This window comes from Photobacterium sp. Hal280, from assembly GCF_037162255.1.
Classification (GTDB): Bacteria; Pseudomonadota; Gammaproteobacteria; order Enterobacterales; family Vibrionaceae; genus Photobacterium.
Genome location: NZ_JARLUO010000004.1, coordinates 1 through 22,032, shown reverse-complemented (window position 1 = coordinate 22,032; position 22,032 = coordinate 1). Strand labels below are relative to the sequence as shown.

The following is a 22,032-nucleotide window of genomic DNA, read 5'->3' as shown; positions in this document are numbered from 1 at the left end:
GTGCGTTTAAGCTTGTCGCCAAATGGTTCAGATGTCAGGGGTGTAATGTGGGTAAAGGCGTTTTTCTGTCAGTAATGTCGTCGTGTCTGTTCGGGGCGCTGTATTACTACTCGACCCTGCTGACGCCGCTCAATGGCGAAGCCATTTTTAGCTGGCGGCTGTTACTGACCTTACCGTTTCTGACTGCATTTTTGCTGCTCAGCAAAGAATGGCCGCAAGTAGCCGCCATTGTGTCTGCAGTCCGTCAGCGTCCCCTGTTATGGCTGGGCTTACCTTTGTCGGCATTCTTGCTGGGCGTCCAGTTCTGGCTGTTCATGTGGGCGCCGATCAATGGCCGTGCGCTGCCGGTGTCTCTGGGCTATTTCATGATGCCGCTGGTCATGGTGGTGCTGGGCCGTTTCGTTTATCAGGACAGACTGAGCGGGCTGCAAAAAATCGCGGTGGCCTTTGCGGCGGTCGGCGTTGCTCACAAGCTTTGGCTTTCGGGTGGTCTGTATTGGGAAACGCTGGTGGTGGCGATAGGCTACCCCGGCTATTTTATGCTGCGGCGTAAACTCGGCACAGACAGTCTGGGGGGGCTGTGGTTTGATATGGCCATCATGATTCCCCCGGCCATCTGGTGGTTATTTGTCGAGCATGAAAGCCTGAGCGTTTTTGCTCAGCATCCGCATCTTCGCTGGCTCATCATGGGGCTGGGCATCATCAGTGCTTTTGCGGTCGGGAGCTACATTGTGGCGAGCAAACTGCTGAGTTTCAGTCTGTTCGGATTATTGAGCTATGTGGAACCTGTATTACTGGTGGTGGTGTCTTTGCTGCTCGGGGAAAGCATTGCCGAAGGAGAGTGGCCGACCTATCTCTTTATCTGGATCGCAGTACTCTTTTTGATCCTGGATTGTGCGCGCCAGATAGTGACTCAGACCCAGATTCAGTCGGCAGTGAAAACACAAGAGTGAAGCATGCCTGCGTATTGCAGGCATGCCGGGCAGGAATTAATGATCCAGATACAGGAAGTTCTGCCAGCTCTTCATGCGGATCAAAATCTTACGCATCACCGCCAGATGGTGCGCGTGATCTGAATACACGGCAATTTCCATATTGGCCCCTAAAGGCAGTTGGTATTCACTGAGGTCGTCTATCATTTTAAACCTGACCAGCGGCCGGCCCTGACGCATTAACATATCGGTGCCAATCAGTGTGCCTTGCGCCTGTGCCTGACCTTCACCAATCGCGGGTAAGACGTCGATAATTTCGGCTTTGAAGGTTTTCCCCGGAATAGCACGGAAAATGATATCGGCTTCATAGCCAGGTTTGAGGCGCAGCAGCGAGTTCTGACGGAATGCACCGATGATGAAATCATCGTTGGTGTTGATAAAGGTCATCACCGGACGCAGCGGCAGTGGCACTGCCATCATGCCAGGGCGCAGCAGCACCTGAGTCACAAAGCCATCCGTAGGCGCACGAACGATGGTTGAATCCAGATTAAACCGGGCTTTGACCAGCTGCGCCTGGATTTGAGCCACAGCCGTGTTCTCGCCATTGATGTTAGACTCGTAAGCCAGTTTTGCCCGGCGTTCATCCGCTTGCGCGGCTTCCAGTGCGGCTTCGGCGCTGCGGTAGAATTGCTCACGGTTATCGACATCGGCTTTGGTGAAGGCGCCGCGTTTATAACCTGTGGCATAACGCTGGTACTGCTGATAGGTGCGATCGCGTTCTGCCTGCGCTTTAATGCGGGTTGCCATTGCTGCTTTGTAGCTGGCTTCCTGGCCGAGTACGTTTTGTCTGGTTTCTGCCAGCTGGGCTTCCAGCCGGTCAACTTCCGCCTGGAAAGGTGTGGGATCAATTTTGAACAGTACATCACCTTGCTTGAGCGGGGAGTTCGGAGTGACGGGCACCTCAATGACCTTACCGCGCACGTTCGGCATAATCGGGGTGGAGACGTAATATTCACCGCCCAGGCTGGTGTGCGGGTGGTTATAGTTCATGAACAACACCAAAGCACCGACCAGGACGATACCGCCAAGTACGGCAGTTGGCACAGTCCATTTATTTAACGGTATCCGGAAAACTTTGAAGATAAAAATACAGATGGCTGCGTAGGAGAGTACCAGTAACGTTTCCATTATTGATTACCCTCAGTGTTATTATTGTTGTGATTCATAGGCTGGTGTTGTTGTTTTAATGCGGAGAGCTCAGATTGCAGTTGCTGGAGTTGTATTTCCATTTTGGTTAACTGGGTCTGCAGTAAAACTTGTTCATCATGAACCTGCTTGAAACCCCAGCCTCTTTCTTTACGCCACAAGGTGGCCCATATCCATAAAAATGGCCACAGAGCATGTAATGTGAATAAGCTTACCCAGCCAGCGTAGTGAATCGCATCCTGATGGGGATGTTCTCGCTCTTTGGCAATCTCGTAAGGAATATCGTGAATCGCTATGATGCCGTAAAACAAAACAAGGGCTACAAAAATAAGTAATCCCAATGCAAAATAATCCAAAAACATATATTTACCGTCAAATTTGAACCATGATCTCAAGAATATCGCTATTAAATAATCTTAGCAATTATGAGGTTTTTGTCTTTCAGGTTTAATTCAGATTGCATCAGGCCAGCAATATGCTGGCCCGGCAAATATAGTATCAGATTAATTGCATATAACAGCTATTATGATGCATCTTCAGCGGCTTTTTTTGCCTGACTAATCCAGCTGTTAAACAGTTTCTGGTGTGACTTGATCCAGCCGTTCACATGGTTTTCTATATCTTTCTGGGAATTCTGCCCCTGGCTCATGCGCATATTCTGAGCACTGACGTCATTGATATCCAGTGCCATGACTTCAAACAGTTTGGCCGCCGCCGGGTTGTCTTTCGCGAACTGTTTGTTGGCAACAATACGCATGCTGTTCATTTCAAAGCCGTAGTTTTTACCGTTCGGCAGGGCGGTATCAACGTTTTCCCGCTCGCCCGGTAATGATGAGAACGGCACTTCCAGCCATACGACGTCTTTGCCCGGCACCAGCACACCGCTGACCCAATACGGCGTCCAGGTGTAGTAAAGAATGGGCGAGCCGTTACGGTAGCGGGAGATGGTGTCGGCAATGATAGCGGCGTAGTTTCCCTGATTATGGGTGACTGTGTCACGCAGCCCGAATGCATCGAGCTGGTGTTCGATCACCCCTTCACACCCCCAGCCCGGGTTACAGCCTGTCATATCCGCTTTTCCGTCGCCGTTGGCATCAAACAGCTTGGCCAGCTTGGGATCTTTGAGCTGACTGATATTGGTGATGCCGTATTGATCGGCAGTTTTTTTATCGATCAGGTAGCCCTGAGCAGCGCCGGTAATGTAATAGCCTTTGCGGAAGAATTTATCATCCCCGCCTGATTTGATGAATTTGTCTTTGTGCAGCGGTGCCCAGTTGACAGCCAGGAAGGTGGCGTCGCCATTGGCAATTGAAGTGTAGCCCACGTTATAGTCCACCTCTTTGGTGGGTTGGACATCGTAACCTAGTGCTTCCAGTGCTTTATTAACGATAAGTGTCTGGAAGGTTTCTTCCGCCACCGTACTTTGTACAGGCTGTACGGTAACGCCTTCACCGGGTAAATCTGCGGCCATCGCAGGGAAAGAAAAGGCACCGGCAAATAATGCCGAGCTCAGTGAGAGTGACTTCCAGGACCTTGTCATTATCTTCTCCTCAGGGTTGTGAATGTGTTGTCAGATGGGGAGCCTCGTCTTTTTTGAACCGGCGATAAATAAACCCGATAGGACCGTGTTCATACCAGTGACGATATGACCTGCCGCGCTCGGATGCGCCCATTGCCTGTGTCAGCCTGTCGAGCAGGATAGCCAGGATGACGATCCCCAGCCCGCCAATGGCGGCCAGTCCCATATCCAGTCGACCGATACCGCGCAGCACCATCTGACCCAGTCCGCCAACGGCTATCATGGAGGCAATCACCACCATGGACAGCGCCAGCATCAGGGTTTGGTTCACGCCGGCCATAATGGTGGGCATGGCCAGCGGTAGCTGAACTTTATAGAGCATTTGTTTCGGGTTCGCGCCAAAAGAGTGGGCTGCTTCAATCAGTTCTTCAGGTACCTGGCGGATACCTAAAATAGTCAGTCGGATAATCGGAGGCAGGGCAAAGATGATGGTCACCACGACCCCAGGTACATTCCCGATACCAAATAACATCACGATGGGCACCAGATAGACAAAAGCCGGGGTGGTTTGCATCGCATCAAGGATCGGCCTGACAATTCTGGCCGCTTTTTCACTCCTGGCCAGCCAGATACCGGTGGGTAGCCCAATCAGCAGACAGAAGAAAACGGACGTCAGAACCAATGCCAATGTGACCATTGCCTGATCCCAGGCGCCGATAGCACCTATCAGCAGCAGCGAGATCACACTGGCAAGCCCCATCCGTGGACCGGCAATCTGCCAGGCCAGAATCATGATCAGAAAAATCATCAAGAGTGCCGGTGTGCTCTGCAGCGTTGCCTGAAAGGCGGTGAGGATGTAATCAATCGGCACACTGATCGCCTGAAACGCTGGTCGGAAATTGGCGACCAGCCAGTTGATGCCGTCTTCGACCCATTGATCGAACGGGATCAGGGCATCCTGAAACGGATGTATCCAGTCGATGGACGGGTCAACGGGCGCTGCATCTGCGGTATTGAGCCAGTCGGAACCTGAATTAGGCGTCGAGGTGGCTGAATTGCCCCAGGGGTCGGTATGACTGGTGTCTGCGCTGGCCCAGGGATCTGGTGAGGCAGGCGCTGGCGGGTTGTCCGCCACCGGTGCGGATGACGCTGGGTTATTTTCCTGGCTCATATCAGGCCTCCCGATCTAGTGTCTGTAACAGGCGAGCTTTGGTAATAACACCATGGTAAATCTGGTTTTCATCAACAACAGGCACGCCATAAGGCAGATTGGCAACCTGACCGATTAGTTCACCGACAGGGGTTTCAGGCAGAAAAGTGATGGTATCGCCCAGCAGCGCTTGAGTCAGGGTATGGCCTGCTTTACTGGCCGTTTGCAGGGTGTCCGTCGACACTAACCCGACATACAAATTGCGCCGGTCCACCACAATGCCGTACTCCCTGTCATTATCATTGAGCAGCTTCAGTGCGGCGCGCGGACCGTCAGTTTCGGCTTTTTTTATCACAGTGACGGCTTGTTTGCGGGCGATGTCTTTAGCGGTAAAGACATTGGTGACATCTACGCCTTTAAAGAAAGAGCGCACATAATCATTCGCCGGATGATGGAGGATTTCATCCGGTGAGCCAATCTGAACGACTTCACCATTTTGCATAATGGCAATTCGATCACCAATCCGCATGGCTTCATCCAGGTCGTGTGAAATAAAAACCACAGTGCGTTTGTCATCGCTTTGCAGGCGGATAAGCTCATCTTGCATTTCGGTGCGGATCAATGGATCAAGGGCAGAAAAGGCCTCATCCATCAACAGGATGTCCGGGTCATTGGCCAGTGCTCTTGCCAGACCGACCCTTTGCTTCATACCTCCTGATAACTCGTCAGGGTATGAGGCGGCATAAGCTTCCAGTCCAACCCGTGCCAGTGCCTGGAGTGCGGTATCGTAACGGGTGGCTTTGTCGACCCCCGCGAGATCCAGGCCGAAGGCGGTATTGTCAATCACCGTCATATGGGGCATGAGGGCAAATGACTGAAACACCATGCTGATATTGTTCCGCCGCACAGTACGCAACTCGTCCTCTGAGATGCTGGCGATGTCTTTATTATCAAGCAGTACCTGGCCGCTGGTGGGTTCGATAAGGCGGTTCAGCAGGCGAACCAGCGTTGATTTTCCTGAGCCTGAAAGACCCATGATGACGAAGATTTCGCCTTGGTTAATGGTGAGCGTGGCATCTTTGACGCCGACAGTCAGGCCGGTTTTCTCAAAAATGGCATCCTTATCTAACCCCTGCTCCAGTAATGGAAACGCCCTTTCTGGGGCGCTGCCAAACACTTTGTAGAGATTTTTTACTTCCATTTTGACAGTCATAAATGAGGGTGTCCGCTATTCAATCCTTACAGATAAAATGTTTTGTTATCTAAGTAATTATGGCAGCTGATTCCAAGTGGGTAGGGTTTAATTTGGCCTGACTTGTGTGATTGTGACCTGTGATGGTTTTGTTTTTTGCCTGTGTTTCAGCAGGATAGCTGGTAATCGCATCGCAGGGCAGGCAGCCTGATTCTATGCTTAGTTGACTATTGAATATGGCCGGTTTTGAGCGGAAGGGTGACCAGGAAGCAGTTTTTGCCTGTCGAAGATTGTGGTTCCAGTGAAATGGTGCCGCCATGCAGTTCAGCGATGTCGCGGATGATGGACATGCCCAGTCCCGCACCATCGCCGCGTTCTGTATTGGCCCGGAAGAATTTCTCAAACATCCGCTCGCGAATTGCGTCAGGTATGGGCTGGCCCGAATCACAGACACGAATCAGAACCTGGTCAGATTCCGATGTCTGAACGCTGATGTTGATGTCCGCATGCTCGCCTGCATAGCGGGTGGCATTGTCGATAAGATTGCTGAACAGACTGTGCAGCAGCGGCAGATTGGCCTCAATCGTGAGCGAGGACGGGCCATCCAGAGACAGATTTTGTTCCTGTCTTAACGCTAAAGGCGCCAGTGAAGCAATGACCTCACGCAGGCATTCCATCAGGTCAAGATGGCTGAACGAAAAGGTGTTGCCGCTTTCGACTCTCGCCAGCATCAGTAACTGCTGAATAAGACGGTCAGTCCTGTCTATCCCTTTGAGAATGTGGTTGAGATCGCTCTGAAGATCAGCCGGATTATCGCTGGACAGGGCATTTTCTGCGTTTAGCCGCAGGACAGCCAGCGGTGTTTTCAGCTCGTGGGCCGCTGTGTGGGTAAAGCGTTTTTCGCGCACCCAGGCTTTATCCAGTTCTGACAGCAGGTAATTCAACTGATCGACGAGGGGCTTAAGCTCCTCCGTGGGCTGCGACACCCTGATTGCATGCAACTTATTGATTGTTCTTAGTGAAAGCGCTTGTTGCAGTTCACCGACCGGCTGCATGACATAGTTGACCAGCAGGATAATGGCCAGTGCCAGGCAGGGAATCAGCAATAACTGTGGAATCCCGGTGGAAAAAGCAATTTCGTCAATGAGTTCATCGCGGATGGCTTGTTTTTCGGCCACCACCAGAAATGCGGCAACTTGGCTGTCGTCGCTAAATGGCAGGCGAATCTGAAAACTACGCCAAAGCTGGTCATCAAAGGTAATGGGATGGTAGCCAATGTGATCGGTGGCCGACAGCGGGTGCGATGGTGCGCTGGGAGAGCGCAGCAGAACCTTGCCCTGAGCGTCGAAAAGCTGAAACATCAGCTTTTGTTCATAGGGGTGGCCATAAGGGGTCGGATCATCATCACTGAAAGCGGCATGATTGCTGATTCCCTGATACCAGTCGTTATAAAATTGCTCTATTTGTTCCGGCGGCATGTTGAGCAGTTGCGGTGCACTGAGTGCCAGCAGCTTCGCTGATTGCCCCAGCCGGGCGTCAAAGATCTCATCAATTTCATGTTTGGATTCAGCAAAGATCAGGCTCCATGAAATGGCAATCAGCACAGTTGCAGCCGCCACGGTCAGCGTGATCAGCCTTTTTTTGATGGAAAGAACAGGTGTGGTCTCAGCGGTTTTCAATGATATACCCTACGCCGCGAATATTTTTAATCACAGGACTGCCCAGTTTTTTCCGGATATTGTGGATATGCACTTCAATGGCGTTATCACTGGCGGTGTCATCCCAACCGTGCAGGGCTTGCTGGAGCTTATCTTTGCTCATCACCCGGCCCGCCTGTGCGACCAGCGTACTGAGAATTTTGAATTCATTGCGGGTAAGTTTCACCGGCTCGCCACGAAAGCACACATCATTGTTGAGCAGCGATAAGGTCAGCTCGCCTAACTGAATCTCCGTTTCAGAGCTGCCGGACAGCCGACGTATCATGACCCGCAAGCGGGCCAGTAACTCTTCCAGCGCGAACGGCTTTACCAGATAATCATCCGCGCCGCCGTCCAGCCCTTTCACACGGTCGTCAATCCCGTCACGGGCGGTAAGAATCATGACGGGCAGTTGGTGACCTGAGCGACGAATCTGCCGTAATACCTGCAGGCCGTCAATATCGGGCAGGGTTAAGTCTAAAATAACGGCCAGGAAGTCCTCGGTTTTCAGGGCGAGTTCAACTCCCTGACCTTGCTGTAACCAGTCAACGGTGTAGCCACGGCGGCTCAGTGAGGCCACCATGGATTCACCCAGCATCAGATCATCTTCGATTAGTAAGATGCGCATCGGTTATTGCAGCTCCTTCAGTTTTTGTCGGATTTCCTGCTGTCTGCCTGTATCGGCCAGTTTTCGGCCGGGGCGAGGCTTGGCCTGACTGGCTTTCTTCAGATAGCTGATTGCATCATCACGACGGCCGTTCTGAGCCAGAAAATCGCCATAAAAGTAATTCGGATCGATACCGTTCGGGTTGATTGCCAGTGCCTTTTTCAGCATAGCTTCCGCTTTGTCGTCATCTCCAAAGCCAATCGGCCAGCCCGGCACCTGATAGTATAACGTGCCCAGACTGGTATAGGCAGAGCCGTCCAGCACATTCGGATCGGTGCGGATCACATCTTCTAACAACGACTTAGCTTCTTTTACCAGTGGCAGGGCACTCAGTCCGCCTTTTGCGCCGGCCAGGCTGCTTTTGTTGATGGCCAGCCAGACTTTCAGATCGGAGCGGGTCGGCGCCTGGCGCAGAGCTTGTTGATTGTTGGCGATCACCTGATTGAGACACTGCACTTTGTTGTCTTTGTTAAAGGTATCGTACTGGCATTTCGCCCATTGTTGCTGGATATCACTGAGCTCATCAGCGACGGCCAGACTGCTGAAACTGACGGATGCACCCAGGATACAGGCAAAGGTCAGCAGGGATGTAACCGGTGAAAAGGTAAATGTTTTCATAATGCCTCCATGGATATCAGATGACTTCGGCTTTGGTCAGGTACTGGCGTATTGTGTTGCTTTGTTTGCGGATAGCATTGGCTACCGACGCTGGGAGGATCTGGTTTACCCGAACCCAGAGTTTCTCCGGCCATCCCAGCCAGCGAATTTGTGTTTCATTTCTAAGGCTGTGCAGGACTTGCTCAGCCACCCAGCGGGGAGCATCAATATGATTGCCCAGCTGCTGATTGAGTTCGGTCACTGTGGCTGAGTTCAGTGTGGTGTCCGTGGCCCGCGGGGCGAGGTACAGCACCTGCACGCCGGTTCCGTCAAGTTCGCGGTGCAGCGCTTCACTGAATCTGTGTAATCCGGCTTTACTGGCGCAATAAGTGGTGTAGCCGGGATAACCGATAGCCGAAAACGTTGAGCCTATGTTGAGGATCAGAGCCGGCCGGGACAACCAGTTCAGCGCCTGCTGACAAAGGAGCACCGGCACTGTCAGGTTCAGATGAATCTCATTGCTGATACTTGCCGGTTCACGTTGCGACAGACTGGCAAAGCAATTACTGCCGGCATTGTTGATCAGGCCGTGAATGGGCGTGCCTGCCTGCTTCCATTGCTGGCAGGCCAGATTAATGGTCTCAATGCCTTGTGGTGTACTCAGGTCTGCCACTATCAGCAGGTGCGAGTCAGGCTGGTTCAGTGAAAGCTGTAACGCCCTGAGTTTACTTTCGTTACGGCCGACCAGAATCAGGCTGGCGCCGGCGTCGGCCAATACTGCGGCAATCTCAGCGCCGATTCCCCCGCAAGCGCCGGTCAGCAGCAGGCGTTTATTTTTGATATCCATGCAAGATCTCCTGTGCACGTAAATTTATCGTTCGTTCTGGTTAGTGCAGCCTGGGTATCGGCAGTGAGGCCAGCATCTGGCCATAAAGGCTGTAGACCGTATTGGCACTCTCGATGATGGCGCGTTGATCGGCAGGATCGTTAATGCGGTTCATTAAACCTTCGAAGGTCTGAATATGGCTCTGATCCAGCTCACTGTGTGACTTGAGATAGGTCATGGCGTTATCAGGCAGGCCGAGTACTTGCTGGATGCGCTGCGCGATCGGACCGCCGATACTGACACTGGTCCCTTCCAGCACCCAGACCATGCCGAACAGTCCCATCGGGTTACGGCGGTCAATCTGGTGATAGAGATAGGACACCATCAGCTCTATGGGCAGGCCGACTTTGCCTGGTCCCTGGTTGTCGCGGACCGGATCGGGATTTCCCCCGCAGGCTGCGATGTCGTTCAGTATCCAGGCCTGGTGGCCCATTTCCTCTTCAATGTAATGCCCAATCGCCTGACGGAGCCATTCATAGTCTTCGCTTAATTTGCTGCCACAAGCCATCAGCAGGGGCACAGTATGTTTAACGTGATGGTAAGCCTGGGTCAGAAAAGCCAGATAAGTTGCAGTATCAATCGTGCCTTGCTGACAGGCGGTAAAAATGGGGGCGTCCGCCATACGGCTGCGGGCCGCTTCGGTTTCTGTGATCAGGGTCTGGAAAAATCCCGAACTCATAGGGGTGTCCTCTTTCGTTGTATAAGGAGTGAGCGCAAGCTGGTCAGTGAACGTTTTGGCAGTGTAAAGCGACAGCGACGCCTGGCTGCTGTGCCAAGATCTTGTCTCTGTCTGTGCGGTGAGCAAGGCAGGCATAAAGTAACGATGCAAAGCGTCGCGTTTGGGGCGGCCATTGGCCGTCATCAAGCCCGGGATACGAGACAGGGGCTGGTCTGTGATGATCAGGTTGCCGATTCGGGCATAATCCGGCAGTTGTTGATTCAGTGCCTGTATGGCTGGCGGCACCGAGTCCGGTGACTGGCTGAAGAGAATGCCGCTCAGTGTGAGTTGTGAGTCACCAATCACCACCATGCCAAACAGCGAGGGAAATGCCTGGGCTTCTGATTCAATCCATTCGGGTGAGATATTGCGGCCAAAGCCGGTGATCAGCTGATTCTTGCGCCGACCGGTTACATGGAGAAATCCGTCGTCATCCAGATAGCCGATGTCACCTGTGTTTATTGTGTCTGGGCTTGCCTCTTGGCCGAGGTATCCCAGCATGCTGTTGCCGGTAACCTGAATGTCACCCTCGGGCGTGACGTTGATCCTGGAATGGGAAAGGGGACGACCGCAGCTTCCGGGCTTGTCGGCACCGGGCAGATTGAGGCTGACCACAGAACCGCACTCTGACAGACCATATCCTTCATAAGCGGGAATGTTCAGTGCATGTGCCTGTGCCAGCAGGGCGGGAGCGACCCGTGCGCCGCCGACCGCCACAAATTGCAGCGACCGGGTCAGTGCCGGCTGTTGAGCGGCAATCTGACAAAGCGCCATCAGTAATGCCGGCGTCAGCACCAGGCTTTCCGGCTGATGTTCGGCCAGAACCTGAGCGAAACGCACCGGATCAAAGGCACTGGAGCCTGTCAGGCCGACGTCCTCACCCGGTAATATCACCGAAGTCGCTCCCAGCAGCAGCGGCACATACAGACCGGTGATGTTCTCGAGCAAGGTGGCAAGCGGCAACATCACCAGATGCTTTCTGGGATTGACACTCGGGGTGATAGCTTCCGCTAACCCCTGACTGGTGGTGGCCAGATGGTGCTGACTCAGACATACCCCTTTGGGCTGGGCGGTGGAACCCGAAGTAAAGGTGACTTTACAGGTCTGAGGATGCAACGGGCCGGGCTGGCCGCGAGAAGACAACCGATAGAAAGGCAGATCGGCAATCGCCATTGACTCTGCGTGCTCATCGACTGACCAGTTGCCCCACAGCGCATCAACCTGCGATGCAGTGAGCAGGTGCCGGATTTGTTGATCAGAGAAAAAACGGGAACCGGTATCAGCACTTTTCCGGCGACCATGGCGGCAAGATCGGCAATCGCCCAGGCCAGCCCGTTATCGGCTTTGAGGGCCAGACAATGAACGTCTTGCTGGTTAAGGGTATCGGCAGCACGTATGACCTCATCAGCCAGTTGATGGAAGCTGAGGCTGATGGGGTGACCGGTATCCGGATTACGCCCCTGAAGGGCTGTCTGCCGGGGAGCTGTTTGCGCGAACTGAAACAGCCGCTCAAGGATCAGATTACTCATGCCAGTCCTCCCTGGGTCAGGCTGAGCGCGAACGGTGACGTCTGCTGGTGCTGGATCAGAGTTTGCAGGCCGGCCGCCAGGTTGCCGCCTGAGATTCTGGGCTGGTGGCAATAATAGGTGCCCCAGATTTTTTCAGCATCAGGAATACGATCGGGTGATGCATCTGCCAGTATGTGCGGGTTTAATCCGAACCGGCGCATCATGGCCTGCAATGGCCCGGTCGCAGTGAAAATGCACCAGTGGTAGCCCTGATTGACCATATACCGGGCAATCAGGGTGAAGTGCAAAGATGACATTCCTTTAGAAAATGCAGCGAGCTGGCCAAATTCAATCAATTCGCAACGAGAGACAGGCAAGCCAAACCGCTCAGACATCAGGTGGTCAGCAGGCAGATCCAGATATTGCTCCAGGAACAGCGGTCCGGTGTCAGCAGATTGAAAACCGCAGACTGACAAGAGTTGATTCTGGTCATCGACTAATGCCAGGAAGTCGGGCATGAAGGTGTGGATGCGTGCGTGAAAGGCAGAAGCATAGCGTGAGGCAACATAAGATTCTGTTTTCTCACGTAAAGGATGATCTTTATCAATATGCACCAAGGTTATTTTGTTAAAATTATTCTGATCCATCGCATATTTCCCCTTAAGGTATGTATACACACCTTAGAAAGGGAAACTTAAGACAGACTTAAGACATAAAAATAATCATCTCATCTTCACGGCTTTTCAGTCGCAATGAGGTGATACATTGATTTTAGTTATGTTTCCTATCTTTAATATTTGTGACCTTGCTCGTAGTGATTTAAGAGGTACGTCCAGATTATTGAGGGATATGTCAATTTCTTACAGGGAATTAACGTTTAACATAAATGTCACATTGAGATTTATTATTGTCATATTTTGTTGCGATGATGACCGCCAAGGAAAGGAGTGTAGAAGCGCAATGAACATGAAAATTCGAGCAAATCATCTTGAACCAATGGGATTTGAAGAGTTCTCCCGTTTAATCGACATGATTCCGGCTTCGCGCAGTCCTATGAAAGTTGAACCGCTGCTGGGTAATGTGCTTTCCCATCATTCGGGTGAAGCACGGGAAGGAAAGATTGTGATGCTGTCGTCCGGTACAACTCTGTGGCCGCAACGCCTGCGTACCGCGAACGGTTGATAAGTCAAAAGTTTGACACAGGCAACATTGAATTAAGGATGATTATTTCTTTTCCAGGCTCAACAGGTAATTCCTGAGATTAACCCCTCTGTTAGTGATACCCAGTTTGTTGCGTAAGCTGTTTCTGTGGTTTTCCACCGTCTTGCGCGCCACATTCAGGGTACTGGCAATTTCTTTACTCGACATCCCGCCTCGAATGAATTCTGCAACCTGCAGCTCTGACGGGGTCAGCACCTCCAGCAAACGGCTATTCATTCCCGGTACATCGTTCAGCAGGCTTTCCATATTGGATTTTACAATCTCAAGGCACATTTTCAGCCCGGGATCCTGCACCTGCTTCAGTCGGGCTTCCACTTCCGGTAAATGGGTATCACGCACCTCCTGCTGCAGATGCTCGGGCAGATGATTCTCCGATGCCGTGGTGAGGAAACTCAGAGAGCTGGCAAGTTCGTTGATAATTTTATAATCCTGCTCAATGGCGGACAACTTGGGCTCGCTGGTGCTGTCGTCCTTGGCTTTGATATACAGGCAATAGACCGCCGGGCTTTCTCCATCCTGCAGACACTGGGTCTCGAACTCGAGATTGGCGACAGAGAAACGGCATCGCTCGGTTTGCTGCTGCAGCACTGATCGAATTTGCGCAATATTCGCCGGGCCGACCAGAAAAACAAGATCATTCAGCTGCTTGAGTGTGAGTGTTGCAACCGGATAGTTACTGGCAATCACCTGCTCATGCTGATCGAATGCAATAAAGTAGATATCGTGATGTACCAGTATTTGCTGGTAAATACCGGCAGTCACTTTAGCAGAACTGCTGTTTTGATTAGCGGTGTGCTGACTCATGTTTCCTGATTACCTCTTTTATACAGACCGCGGCCCTGGTCAGTATTTCCCTGCCATGATACCCAGCTTTTACCTATCAATCACCTTGCTTTTTGATTTGTAGGTATTAAATGGGTGTTCTCCCTCGTTTCATTGCGCTTTTTACGGGGATTATTGATAGGGTCAATGATTTTCCCGTTGAATTTTCAATCGTTGTTGTGATTGTTATCACTATGTAAAGAGTATGTGTCGAGATCTTGATCTCATTAAATACCTAAAAAACACCTATATTAATACTCATGTAATACTCAATGGAACAGATGGGGACAGGGAATGAAGATGAAGAAAATAGCTCAGGTATGCCAAACGCTAGGTGTTACTGCTCTTTTGGCCGTGACCATGCCGTCATTGGCAGAAGTCACTTCCACACAAGGACCTAACGGTGAGAAAGCGACGCCTTACACCGAAGTGGTTTTAAATACCTCGCAAGAAAGTGCGATTAAAAGCAAGGATTACACGGCAGCAATTCTGATGCATAGCACATCAGATTGGTCCAACGCCCTGATTGATGGCGCGAAAGACATGTTTGCTGAACTGAACATTGACGTGGTGGCCGTGACAGACGCGGAATTTGATGCCAATAAGCAAAAAACGGATGTTGAAACCACGATGGCCATGAAGCCGGACATTCTGATTGCACTGGTGGTCGACCCGGTGTCAGGGGCTGCTGCGTTTAAACCTGCCGTACAGCAGGGTAGTAAACTGGTGCTCATCAGTAATCTGCCCAGTGGTTTTGAACATGGTAAAGACTATGCCGGGATCGTGACGGATGATTTGTTCCAGATGGGGAAACTGGCTGCCGATATGCTCGCCAAGGCGGTGGGTAATGAAGGGAAAGTCGGGTTTATTTATCACGAAGCTAATTATTACGTGACCAACCAGCGTGATCAAGCGGTACTGACCAATCTGCAGAAAAATTACCCGGGTATTGAGATTGTGGCAAAGCGTGGGATTGCCAATGCGAATGACGGTGAAGTGGTGGCTTCGGCGCTGATTACCCAGTACCCGGATATGACCGCCATTTATGCGCCCTGGGACAGCATTGCCGAAGGCGTCGTCGCGGCAACGCGCGCTGCGGGACGTAAAGACATTAAAGTGGTGACCATGGATCTCGGCGCTGCCAATGCGCTGGATATGGCCAAAGGCCGAAACGTTGCCGGTATCGTGACCGATTTGCCTTATGACCTGGGGCAGACACTAGCCCGCATGGGCGCCCTGGCGAAATTGGGTGAATACACGCCACCGTTTGTCACCGTCAGTGCCAGTGCCGTGACACGCGATAATCTGGCTGATGCCTGGCAGCAGGCGCTCCGCCGCGAAGCCCCGGCTTCTGTGCAAAAAGCATTGGGTCATTAAATTCGGTTTGCAGGTATGCCAGCGTGTTGTCGGCATACCGCTATAAAGAGGTATTCAATGGAAGTGAATGCAATTGAAGCCCGTCGCCTTAAGAAAGGCTTTGATGGAAATCCGGTGCTGAAAGAGGTTAATTTCACTCTGAAAACCGGAGAGGTACACGCCCTGGTCGGTCAGAACGGGGCCGGTAAATCAACCCTGGTCAAACTGATCAATGGCTTTCATCAGCGGGACGGCGGTGAGATCCGTCTCTTCGGCGAACAGAGTCATTTTGCCACTCCGAAAGAGGCACAGGCGAAAGGGATTGCGATGGTCTATCAGGATCTCAGCCTGATCCCCAGCTTGAGTGTGGCAGACAATATTTTTCTGACTCATTCTCAGCGTTCAGCACTGATATCAAATCGTGACCGGGTACGTCAGGCCGAACCGATTCTGGCGACGCTGGGGGTAGATATAGACCCTCGGCAGAAGGTGGAGACCTTGAGCGTCGGTGAGCAGCAGTTTATTGAGATTGCCAAAGCCATGGCAATGGATGCCCGTATTCTGGTACTGGACGAGCCAACCGCATCCTTGTCGAACAATGAAATCAATGCGCTGTTCACTGTGATCAGAAATCTGAAAAGCAAAGGTATTTCAATTATCTACATTACGCATTATATGAGTGACATTATGCGTATCTGCGATGCGGTGACTGTGCTGCGAGATGGCTATAGCGTACTGGAAACCCAGACGGCAGACACCTCGGTCGATGCGCTGGTTGAAGCCATGCTGGGCAGCAAAACCGACACGGATTTTGTCTGGGAGCGCCCGGCCACATCCACACCAGAGACAGTGCCGTTATTAGAGTTGTGTAACGTTACGACCTGCGATCTGGATGACGTATCCCTGAAGGTGATGCCGGGTCAGGTGGTCGGCCTGGCGGGATTGCTGGGCAGCGGCAGAACCGAAATTCTGGAAGCGATTTATGGCTTAACGCCGATACAGAGTGGTGAAGTAAGGGTGAACGGCCAGGTCGTGAATATACACTCACCCCGGCAAGCAATCGAAAGCGGGATCAATATGGTGCCGGAAGAGCGCCGTTCTCAGGGACTGGTGCTGGATTTTTCTGTCGAAGACAACGTCTTGATGGCGTCGTTTGACCGGATCTCACGCTCTATGGTGCTGGATAAAGCCAAAGGGCAGTCCATGGTGGAAGACACCATTAAAAAACTGGGGGTGAAGACCACAGGTGTGTCTCAGCCGGTACGCTTTTTGTCCGGCGGCAACCAGCAGAAAGTGGTGATTGGCAAATGTCTGTCCACAGACGCGAAAGTCCTGCTGCTTGATGATCCGACATTCGGCATTGATATCAATGCGAAATACGAAATCATGAAAATTGTGAATCAGTATGTCGCTCAGGGGAATGGCGTGATTTTTGTGTCCAGTGAATATGCCGAAGTGGGCAGTTTCTGCGATGTAATTTATGTGGTCAACAAGGGGCGTATCGTTCGCCATTTCAGTGGCCAGCGTATGACGGAAGAAGCATTGCTGGCAGCAGTGCAGTAAGGATAAGGAATTGCGAATGAACGAGAAAACACTTCAGCCGCCACGGACAAGCCGCATTAACTGGCGCGATTACATTATTTATTTTGTCTTTATCGGCATCTTCATCTTCTTTTCGGTGATGCTGCATGACAAAGGGTTTCTGACTTCAGTCAACCTGATGAACATTGCCCGCCAGACCGCAACCATCGCCATCATGGCGGTCGGCATGACCTTTGTGCTGAGTGCGGCGGAGATTGACCTGTCTTTTGGTGCCACTGTGGCTTTAGCCGCCATCGTGTCGGCCCTGACACTGCAGGAAACCGACAGCATTTTGCTTGCTATGTCTGCCGCGCTGATGGTGGGCACCATGATAGGTTTTGTGAACGGGGTTTTTGTCACTCAGGTGGGGATTCCATCGTTTCTGGTCACCTTAGGGACAACTGGCATTATTACCGGTATTGCCCGATGGTCGACGTCGTTGCAGTCGATTCCGATTGATAATGATACCTATACCTTCATCTTTGGCTCCGGCGACATTGGCCCGTTTTCCATCCTGTTTATCTGGACCATTATCGTCACCGTCATTGGTGCCTTTGTGCTGCGCAATACCACCTTTGGGAAACATGTGCTGGCGACGGGGGGCAATAAAGTTTCTGCCATGTATTCAGGGATCAATGTTAACCGTATCAAGCTGTATGTACTGATGCTGAACGGTTTTCTTGCTGCGCTGGCCGGTATTTTGTACTCAGGCCGCCTTTACAGCGCCCGTTACACCTTAGGTGAAAACGACCTGATGCTGGTGATTGCCGCGGTAATTATCGGTGGCACCAACTTGTTTGGCGGTAAAGGAACCGTGATCGGCTCGGTGATTGGGGCGCTCATCATGGGTATGGTGAACAACGGCTTGATTCTGATGGGGCTGAATGTCGATCAGCAGCTGATCCTGCGCGGCATCATTGTGATTGTGGCGGTGACTTTCACCATGGGCCAGATTCGCCAGTTACGTAAGAAATAACGTTTTTACTTTGATTAAGGATGATGGGAGAGAATCATGGCTTCAGAAATACAAGTGGCAGAGCTGATTGCCGGCTGGACACTCAAGGAGAAAGTGGGTCAGCTGTTTATTCTGGCATTTCCCGGCAAATCTGCCGAGGCGACGCGTCAGATGGTGGCAGAGTATAACCTGGGCGGCTGTTACTTAAGCCAGGACAACGCGGAAACGTTCACCGAAGCACATCAGCTGAATCAGTCGCTGGATGTCATCGTCAAGCATCACCATCGCTTGCCTTTATTGCTGGGCGTGGATCAGGAAGGTGCCTGGGGCGTCCTGGTGGGAGAGTCGACGACCGGGCCGGGCAATCTGGCGCTGGGGGTGCCGGACGCCGTGACGGGGACGGAACGCATGTATAAAGTGATCGGTGATGAAATGCGATATGCCGGCTTTAACTGCATCCTCGGCCCTTGCTGTGATGTGAACTTTAATCCGGAATCGCCCATTATCGATACCCGTTCGTTTGGCGATCAGCCGAAGAAAGTCAGCGCCCATTCTGCCGCTGCGGTTCGCGGATTACACCAAGGCGACATTACCGCCTGCGCCAAGCATTTTCCCGGTCATGGTGACACGCAGGGAGACACGCACAGGGATATCCCCCGCGTCAATAAATCGTACGACGAGCTGAAAGCCAATGATCTGGCACCGTTTCAGGCGGCGATCAATGCTGGCGTGGATCTGGTGATGACCAGCCACATTCTTTATCCGCAGCTTGATGACACTTACCCGGCGACACTGTCATCAGTGATCTTGCAGCAGGTGTTACGCAAGGATATGGGATTTGACGGCATTATTATTTCCGACAGCATGAACATGGGCGCCATCCAGCATCATTATACGCCGGTTGAAGCCGCTGTCCGGGCCATGCAGGCCGGGATTACCATGATCATGCTCTCTGAAGAGCACTATGATCACTCAGAGGCGTATCTGGACAAGCAACTGGCGATGATTCACGGTGTGATTGATGCCGTGAAATCTGGCGAACTGTCTGAGCAAGTCATTGATGAGGCATTACAAAAAGTGGTGCACTTTAAGCTGGATAAGCTGCAGCCCATGCCGTTGTTTCACAAAGTCTCTATGCCAGCCGGCCAGATAGTGGCCAGGCAGGCGGCAGAGTCGGCAGTGACCTGGGTGCGCGGCGGCTTAGAGACCCAAGGTCAGAAACTCTATGTGATCAATGCTACGCCGGAGTCCAGTTATCATAACCTGATGAATCCCAGAGGGATTGGCCCGAATCAGTCTCAACCCGCTTATGAGGCATTTATCCAAACCCTGCGTCAGACAGAAGCGGTGTGGCAGGAAGTCAGTGCCGATCAGCTGCCCGAAAGCTGTAGCGACGGTTACTTGGTAGTGGTCACTGAAAACCATCCGCTACCCGGTGAAGACTTTGACCAGGTGCAGGCTCAGCAACTGGTTCAGCAACTCAGCCAGGACTTCAGTCATCTGATCGTTGTGGCGTTGCGCAGCCCCTATGACTTGCTGCGTTATCCCACAGTCTCTCACTACCTCTGTGCTCACTCCTCCCGGCCTGAAAGTGCTGCTGCTGCAGCCAGGGTACTGGCTGGTGAGCATGCGGCCGGACATGGCTGCGCTGTGAACCGGATGAGCTGACCGCTCACATTCTGATCGAATAGACACAGATTAAATTTCCTGCTGGCGTGCGCCAGCGGGGCGGCCTCCCAGTATTTTGCGGTTGGGAGATTTGGGAGAGGGTTCCCCTCAATAGGAAAGAAAAGAAAGGGAAATTATGTTAAAGACAAAATACGGGCTCGTCACTTTGCTGGTGGCCTCAGCATTAAGTGGACAGGCACAAGCAAGCGGTATTCAGGGGTTCTTGGACTCATTGCGTGATTTTGAATCGGGTATTAATCCTGCTCTGGCTGATTTTTATGCCCAGAACCTGGATAATCCTGTGTATACCTATGCGCAAGTGACAGAACCCGGTCGTCTGGTTCGTGACTGTTCAACAGGCACTATGCTCTCTGAGCCAACGACTATCAGCCAGTTCTTTACCAAACTGGGTATTGATAATATTTATAACCCGAACACACCGAATGATCCGGAAATGTTCCGGCAGATGCAGTATAACTCTATGAATGCGTGGGGCTTTATAGGTTATCAGCTGGGTGAGGCCGTTCTGATTGATGCCGGTTATTACAGCCCGAATGTGGTAAACATTGATGGGACTGATTACGACAGTTTTTATATGTTTGTTCCTGATTCAACCTGGATTGGCTGTAAAACCGAAGCCTTAGCAGAAATCGAGGGTTCAGGGGGTAATCAGGTTTATGTGACAGATAATAACCGCTGGGAAGGCACATTTGTCGGTAAAAATGGTGTGAACTCTTTAGCCGATTTGCGTCTGCCTGAAAAGCAAGAACTGGTGATGCGCGATGCAATGCACTTTAACGTCAAAGTGATCAGCAAGTTACTTGATGACGCGAACATGACCTGGGGACAGGCGCTGGCAAAAAGCTGGCCGGGTACAGACGACGACGGTAATCCGATTCAGGTTCAGGCAACAATGTCCGGTATTTTGGCCGCTGCCCACTTACGTGGCGCCTGGGGGACTGCCGCATTGCTGACTAATGATCAGATTACCTGTGACGAGCTGGGGACGTGTATTACCAAATATGTCCATAAGTTCGGCGGCTTCAATACCATTTTTGATACCCCGGGGAACGATGTCATCGAGGGTTCACCTTACGACGAAGTGCTGACTGCTGGTGAAGGTAATGACACTGTGATTACCGGTGGCGGTAAAGATCAGATTCTGCTGAATGAGCAAACGGGTGCGGTCACGACAGTGAACGATTTTACCGTTGGTGATGACATTATTGTGCTGCGCGGCTGGCAAGCTGCGGATCCATTGGCTGGCCTGGTGGTTTCTTCCGTTGCTGGTGGCACAGAGTTACAGTTCTCCGGCCAGACTGTGGTCCTGAATGGTGTGACTGCTGCAGACGTGCAGGCCAATACCGAGCAGGTGATTGTGAAGTCGGATGTCTATACGCTGGCCTGGAACTCAGGCAAGCAAGTGGTTACCGGGTTTGATCCCGCAGTTGATAAGATTGAAGGTAGTGCCGGTATCGGCTTCAAACATTTGAAAGCTTTCGAGACTGCAACCTCAGTGATTATTGGTCCACAGGCTGAAGATGGTGGTATTTATGCCTCTTATGAGCTGGTGGGACTGACCCTGGCTGACCTCACGCCGGATATGTTTGTCAATGTAACAGGTGGCTATGATCGTCTGGGTTATATTGTGCCAATCAATAGTGTGACCTGGGGCTGGAATGTTGAGCTGGTCGTAAATAGTTTTGATGTGGCAAAAACCGTCATTACTACGCCAAGCAATGAAGCGATTCCGTTCAGTGCTGTGAAGCTGACTCAGGAGGGCGCAAACACAGTCATCACCTTACTGGATCCCTTTGCTCAGGGAAATCAGAAGCGTCTGGTATTGAATAATACGGATGTGACGACGCTGTCTGCCAGTAATTTTGCAGGTTTTACCGGTAGTTATACAGAGACGACCATTGATATTCCGGTTTACTTTGAGATTAGTGCCAGTGTCAGTGGTAGTGGGGGTACGATTTCACCAGCACCTGATGCATCCGGTGTCCTGTCTGCAAAAGGTGGCGATGACTTTACGGTCAACTTTGTACCAGACAGTGGTTACACCGTCAGTTCAGTGGTTGTTAATGGTGTCGCTCAGCCTGTGAGCAGCAGTTACACCTTCACCGCTGTGACAGCCAATCAGACTCTGGTTGTAAGCTTTGAACCGGGTTCATCTTGCCCCGCACCTTGGGTCAATGGTCAGATTTATACCGCAGGTGATCAGGCGCTTTATAACGGTAATATTTACGAAGCCAAATGGTGGACGAATAATAATCAGCCGGATCAGGGGGTCCCTGGACATTGATCGGCCCTTGTAACTGATCAGTCATTGATGACGAATAAACGTATTCCTGAGT

20 protein-coding genes and 1 pseudogene are annotated in these 22,032 nt (G+C 51.7%); 7 read left to right on the top strand and 14 right to left on the bottom strand.

Annotation, left to right across the window (positions count from 1 at the left end):
* Positions 1-47 precede the first annotated feature (47 nt).
* Positions 48-953, top strand: coding sequence for an EamA family transporter RarD (rarD, locus tag P4S53_RS08560; RefSeq protein WP_337112347.1), 906 nt, complete (start codon positions 48-50; stop codon positions 951-953).
* 36 nt (positions 954-989) lie between these two features.
* Here the strand turns inward: rarD and P4S53_RS08555 are convergent, their stop codons facing one another.
* The 13 genes and pseudogenes from P4S53_RS08555 to P4S53_RS08495 form a co-directional block, all read right to left on the bottom strand.
* Positions 990-2,120, bottom strand: a complete 1,131-nt coding sequence (locus P4S53_RS08555; protein WP_337112346.1) for an HlyD family secretion protein — start codon at positions 2,118-2,120, stop codon at positions 990-992.
* Positions 2,120-2,500 (bottom strand): DUF3302 domain-containing protein, encoded by a 381-nt coding sequence (locus P4S53_RS08550; protein WP_337112345.1) that lies wholly within the window; start codon positions 2,498-2,500, stop codon positions 2,120-2,122. The genes P4S53_RS08555 and P4S53_RS08550 overlap by 1 nt, the downstream gene beginning before the upstream one ends.
* Before the next feature lie 161 nt (positions 2,501-2,661).
* A complete protein-coding gene (gene proX, locus P4S53_RS08545) occupies positions 2,662-3,678 on the bottom strand; it encodes a glycine betaine/L-proline ABC transporter substrate-binding protein ProX (RefSeq protein ID WP_337112344.1) in 1,017 nt (338 codons plus the stop codon).
* A gap of 10 nt (positions 3,679-3,688) precedes the next feature.
* Positions 3,689-4,828, bottom strand: coding sequence for a glycine betaine/L-proline ABC transporter permease ProW (gene proW, locus P4S53_RS08540; protein ID WP_337112343.1), 1,140 nt, complete (start codon positions 4,826-4,828; stop codon positions 3,689-3,691).
* 1 nt (position 4,829) lies between these two features.
* Positions 4,830-6,020: a glycine betaine/L-proline ABC transporter ATP-binding protein ProV gene (gene proV, locus P4S53_RS08535; protein WP_337112342.1), complete on the bottom strand. Its 1,191-nt coding sequence runs from the start codon at positions 6,018-6,020 to the stop codon at positions 4,830-4,832.
* 206 nt (positions 6,021-6,226) lie between these two features.
* Positions 6,227-7,678 (bottom strand): sensor histidine kinase, encoded by a 1,452-nt coding sequence (locus P4S53_RS08530; protein WP_337112341.1) that lies wholly within the window; start codon positions 7,676-7,678, stop codon positions 6,227-6,229.
* Complete coding sequence (locus P4S53_RS08525; protein WP_337112340.1) at positions 7,665-8,324, bottom strand: response regulator; 660 nt, start codon at positions 8,322-8,324, stop codon at positions 7,665-7,667. The genes P4S53_RS08530 and P4S53_RS08525 overlap by 14 nt, the downstream gene beginning before the upstream one ends.
* Before the next feature lie 3 nt (positions 8,325-8,327).
* A complete protein-coding gene (locus P4S53_RS08520) occupies positions 8,328-8,981 on the bottom strand; it encodes a tetratricopeptide repeat protein (protein ID WP_337112339.1) in 654 nt (217 codons plus the stop codon).
* Positions 8,982-8,997: 16 nt separating this feature from the next.
* On the bottom strand, positions 8,998-9,807 hold the full coding sequence (locus P4S53_RS08515; RefSeq protein ID WP_337112338.1) for an SDR family oxidoreductase: 810 nt from the start codon (positions 9,805-9,807) through the stop codon (positions 8,998-9,000).
* Between the two features lie 40 nt (positions 9,808-9,847).
* Positions 9,848-10,525: a TenA family transcriptional regulator gene (locus tag P4S53_RS08510; protein ID WP_337112423.1), complete on the bottom strand. Its 678-nt coding sequence runs from the start codon at positions 10,523-10,525 to the stop codon at positions 9,848-9,850.
* Between the two features lie 633 nt (positions 10,526-11,158).
* Positions 11,159-11,680 (bottom strand): annotated as a pseudogene (locus P4S53_RS08505) (AMP-binding protein); the annotation flags it as partial.
* Positions 11,611-12,093, bottom strand: a complete 483-nt coding sequence (locus P4S53_RS08500) for a hypothetical protein (protein WP_337112337.1) — start codon at positions 12,091-12,093, stop codon at positions 11,611-11,613. The gene P4S53_RS08500 and the pseudogene P4S53_RS08505, both read right to left, overlap by 70 nt.
* Positions 12,090-12,719, bottom strand: coding sequence for a thermostable hemolysin (locus P4S53_RS08495; RefSeq protein ID WP_337112336.1), 630 nt, complete (start codon positions 12,717-12,719; stop codon positions 12,090-12,092). The genes P4S53_RS08500 and P4S53_RS08495 overlap by 4 nt, the downstream gene beginning before the upstream one ends.
* Positions 12,720-13,038: 319 nt before the next feature.
* On the opposite strand from P4S53_RS08495, the gene P4S53_RS08490 reads away from it, so the two are divergent.
* Positions 13,039-13,254 carry a hypothetical protein gene (locus P4S53_RS08490; protein WP_337112335.1) on the top strand — a complete coding sequence of 72 codons (216 nt, stop codon included), beginning with the start codon at positions 13,039-13,041 and terminating at the stop codon, positions 13,252-13,254.
* A 42-nt stretch (positions 13,255-13,296) separates the two neighbouring features.
* Here P4S53_RS08490 and P4S53_RS08485 read toward each other — a convergent pair whose 3' ends face one another.
* Positions 13,297-14,097: a response regulator transcription factor gene (locus P4S53_RS08485; protein WP_337112334.1), complete on the bottom strand. Its 801-nt coding sequence runs from the start codon at positions 14,095-14,097 to the stop codon at positions 13,297-13,299.
* 378 nt (positions 14,098-14,475) lie between these two features.
* Between P4S53_RS08485 and P4S53_RS08480 the strand changes: the two genes are divergently transcribed.
* The 5 genes from P4S53_RS08480 to P4S53_RS08460 all read left to right on the top strand — a co-directional run bounded on the left by P4S53_RS08480 (position 14,476) and on the right by P4S53_RS08460 (position 21,980).
* Entirely contained in the window at positions 14,476-15,492 is a 1,017-nt protein-coding gene (locus tag P4S53_RS08480) for a substrate-binding domain-containing protein (protein WP_442958653.1), read from the top strand.
* A 57-nt stretch (positions 15,493-15,549) separates the two neighbouring features.
* A complete protein-coding gene (locus P4S53_RS08475) occupies positions 15,550-17,034 on the top strand; it encodes a sugar ABC transporter ATP-binding protein (RefSeq protein ID WP_337112332.1) in 1,485 nt (494 codons plus the stop codon).
* 16 nt (positions 17,035-17,050) lie between these two features.
* Entirely contained in the window at positions 17,051-18,028 is a 978-nt protein-coding gene (locus P4S53_RS08470) for an ABC transporter permease (RefSeq protein WP_337112331.1), read from the top strand.
* A 36-nt stretch (positions 18,029-18,064) separates the two neighbouring features.
* The gene (locus P4S53_RS08465; RefSeq protein ID WP_337112330.1) at positions 18,065-19,675 is read left to right on the top strand and encodes a glycoside hydrolase family 3 N-terminal domain-containing protein; all 1,611 of its coding nucleotides are present in this window, start codon (positions 18,065-18,067) and stop codon (positions 19,673-19,675) included.
* A gap of 136 nt (positions 19,676-19,811) precedes the next feature.
* The gene (locus P4S53_RS08460; RefSeq protein WP_337112329.1) at positions 19,812-21,980 is read left to right on the top strand and encodes a carbohydrate-binding protein; all 2,169 of its coding nucleotides are present in this window, start codon (positions 19,812-19,814) and stop codon (positions 21,978-21,980) included.
* Positions 21,981-22,032: the final 52 nt, after the last annotated feature.

Coding starts and splice junctions, on each gene's coding strand:
- proW (WP_337112343.1), bottom strand. CDS start 4,828: ATGAGCCAGGAAAATAACCCAGCGTCATCCGCACCGGTGGCGGACAAC.
- P4S53_RS08525 (WP_337112340.1), bottom strand. CDS start 8,324: ATGCGCATCTTACTAATCGAAGATGATCTGATGCTGGGTGAATCCATG.
- proV (WP_337112342.1), bottom strand. CDS start 6,020: ATGACTGTCAAAATGGAAGTAAAAAATCTCTACAAAGTGTTTGGCAGC.
- proX (WP_337112344.1), bottom strand. CDS start 3,678: ATGACAAGGTCCTGGAAGTCACTCTCACTGAGCTCGGCATTATTTGCC.
- P4S53_RS08480 (WP_442958653.1), top strand. CDS start 14,476: ATGCCGTCATTGGCAGAAGTCACTTCCACACAAGGACCTAACGGTGAG.
- P4S53_RS08510 (WP_337112423.1), bottom strand. CDS start 10,525: ATGAGTTCGGGATTTTTCCAGACCCTGATCACAGAAACCGAAGCGGCC.
- P4S53_RS08550 (WP_337112345.1), bottom strand. CDS start 2,500: ATGTTTTTGGATTATTTTGCATTGGGATTACTTATTTTTGTAGCCCTT.
- P4S53_RS08490 (WP_337112335.1), top strand. CDS start 13,039: ATGAAAATTCGAGCAAATCATCTTGAACCAATGGGATTTGAAGAGTTC.
- P4S53_RS08465 (WP_337112330.1), top strand. CDS start 18,065: ATGGCTTCAGAAATACAAGTGGCAGAGCTGATTGCCGGCTGGACACTC.
- P4S53_RS08555 (WP_337112346.1), bottom strand. CDS start 2,120: ATGGAAACGTTACTGGTACTCTCCTACGCAGCCATCTGTATTTTTATC.
- P4S53_RS08500 (WP_337112337.1), bottom strand. CDS start 12,093: ATGAGTAATCTGATCCTTGAGCGGCTGTTTCAGTTCGCGCAAACAGCT.
- P4S53_RS08515 (WP_337112338.1), bottom strand. CDS start 9,807: ATGGATATCAAAAATAAACGCCTGCTGCTGACCGGCGCTTGCGGGGGA.
- P4S53_RS08475 (WP_337112332.1), top strand. CDS start 15,550: ATGGAAGTGAATGCAATTGAAGCCCGTCGCCTTAAGAAAGGCTTTGAT.
- P4S53_RS08520 (WP_337112339.1), bottom strand. CDS start 8,981: ATGAAAACATTTACCTTTTCACCGGTTACATCCCTGCTGACCTTTGCC.
- P4S53_RS08485 (WP_337112334.1), bottom strand. CDS start 14,097: ATGAGTCAGCACACCGCTAATCAAAACAGCAGTTCTGCTAAAGTGACT.
- P4S53_RS08495 (WP_337112336.1), bottom strand. CDS start 12,719: ATGGATCAGAATAATTTTAACAAAATAACCTTGGTGCATATTGATAAA.
- P4S53_RS08460 (WP_337112329.1), top strand. CDS start 19,812: ATGTTAAAGACAAAATACGGGCTCGTCACTTTGCTGGTGGCCTCAGCA.
- P4S53_RS08470 (WP_337112331.1), top strand. CDS start 17,051: ATGAACGAGAAAACACTTCAGCCGCCACGGACAAGCCGCATTAACTGG.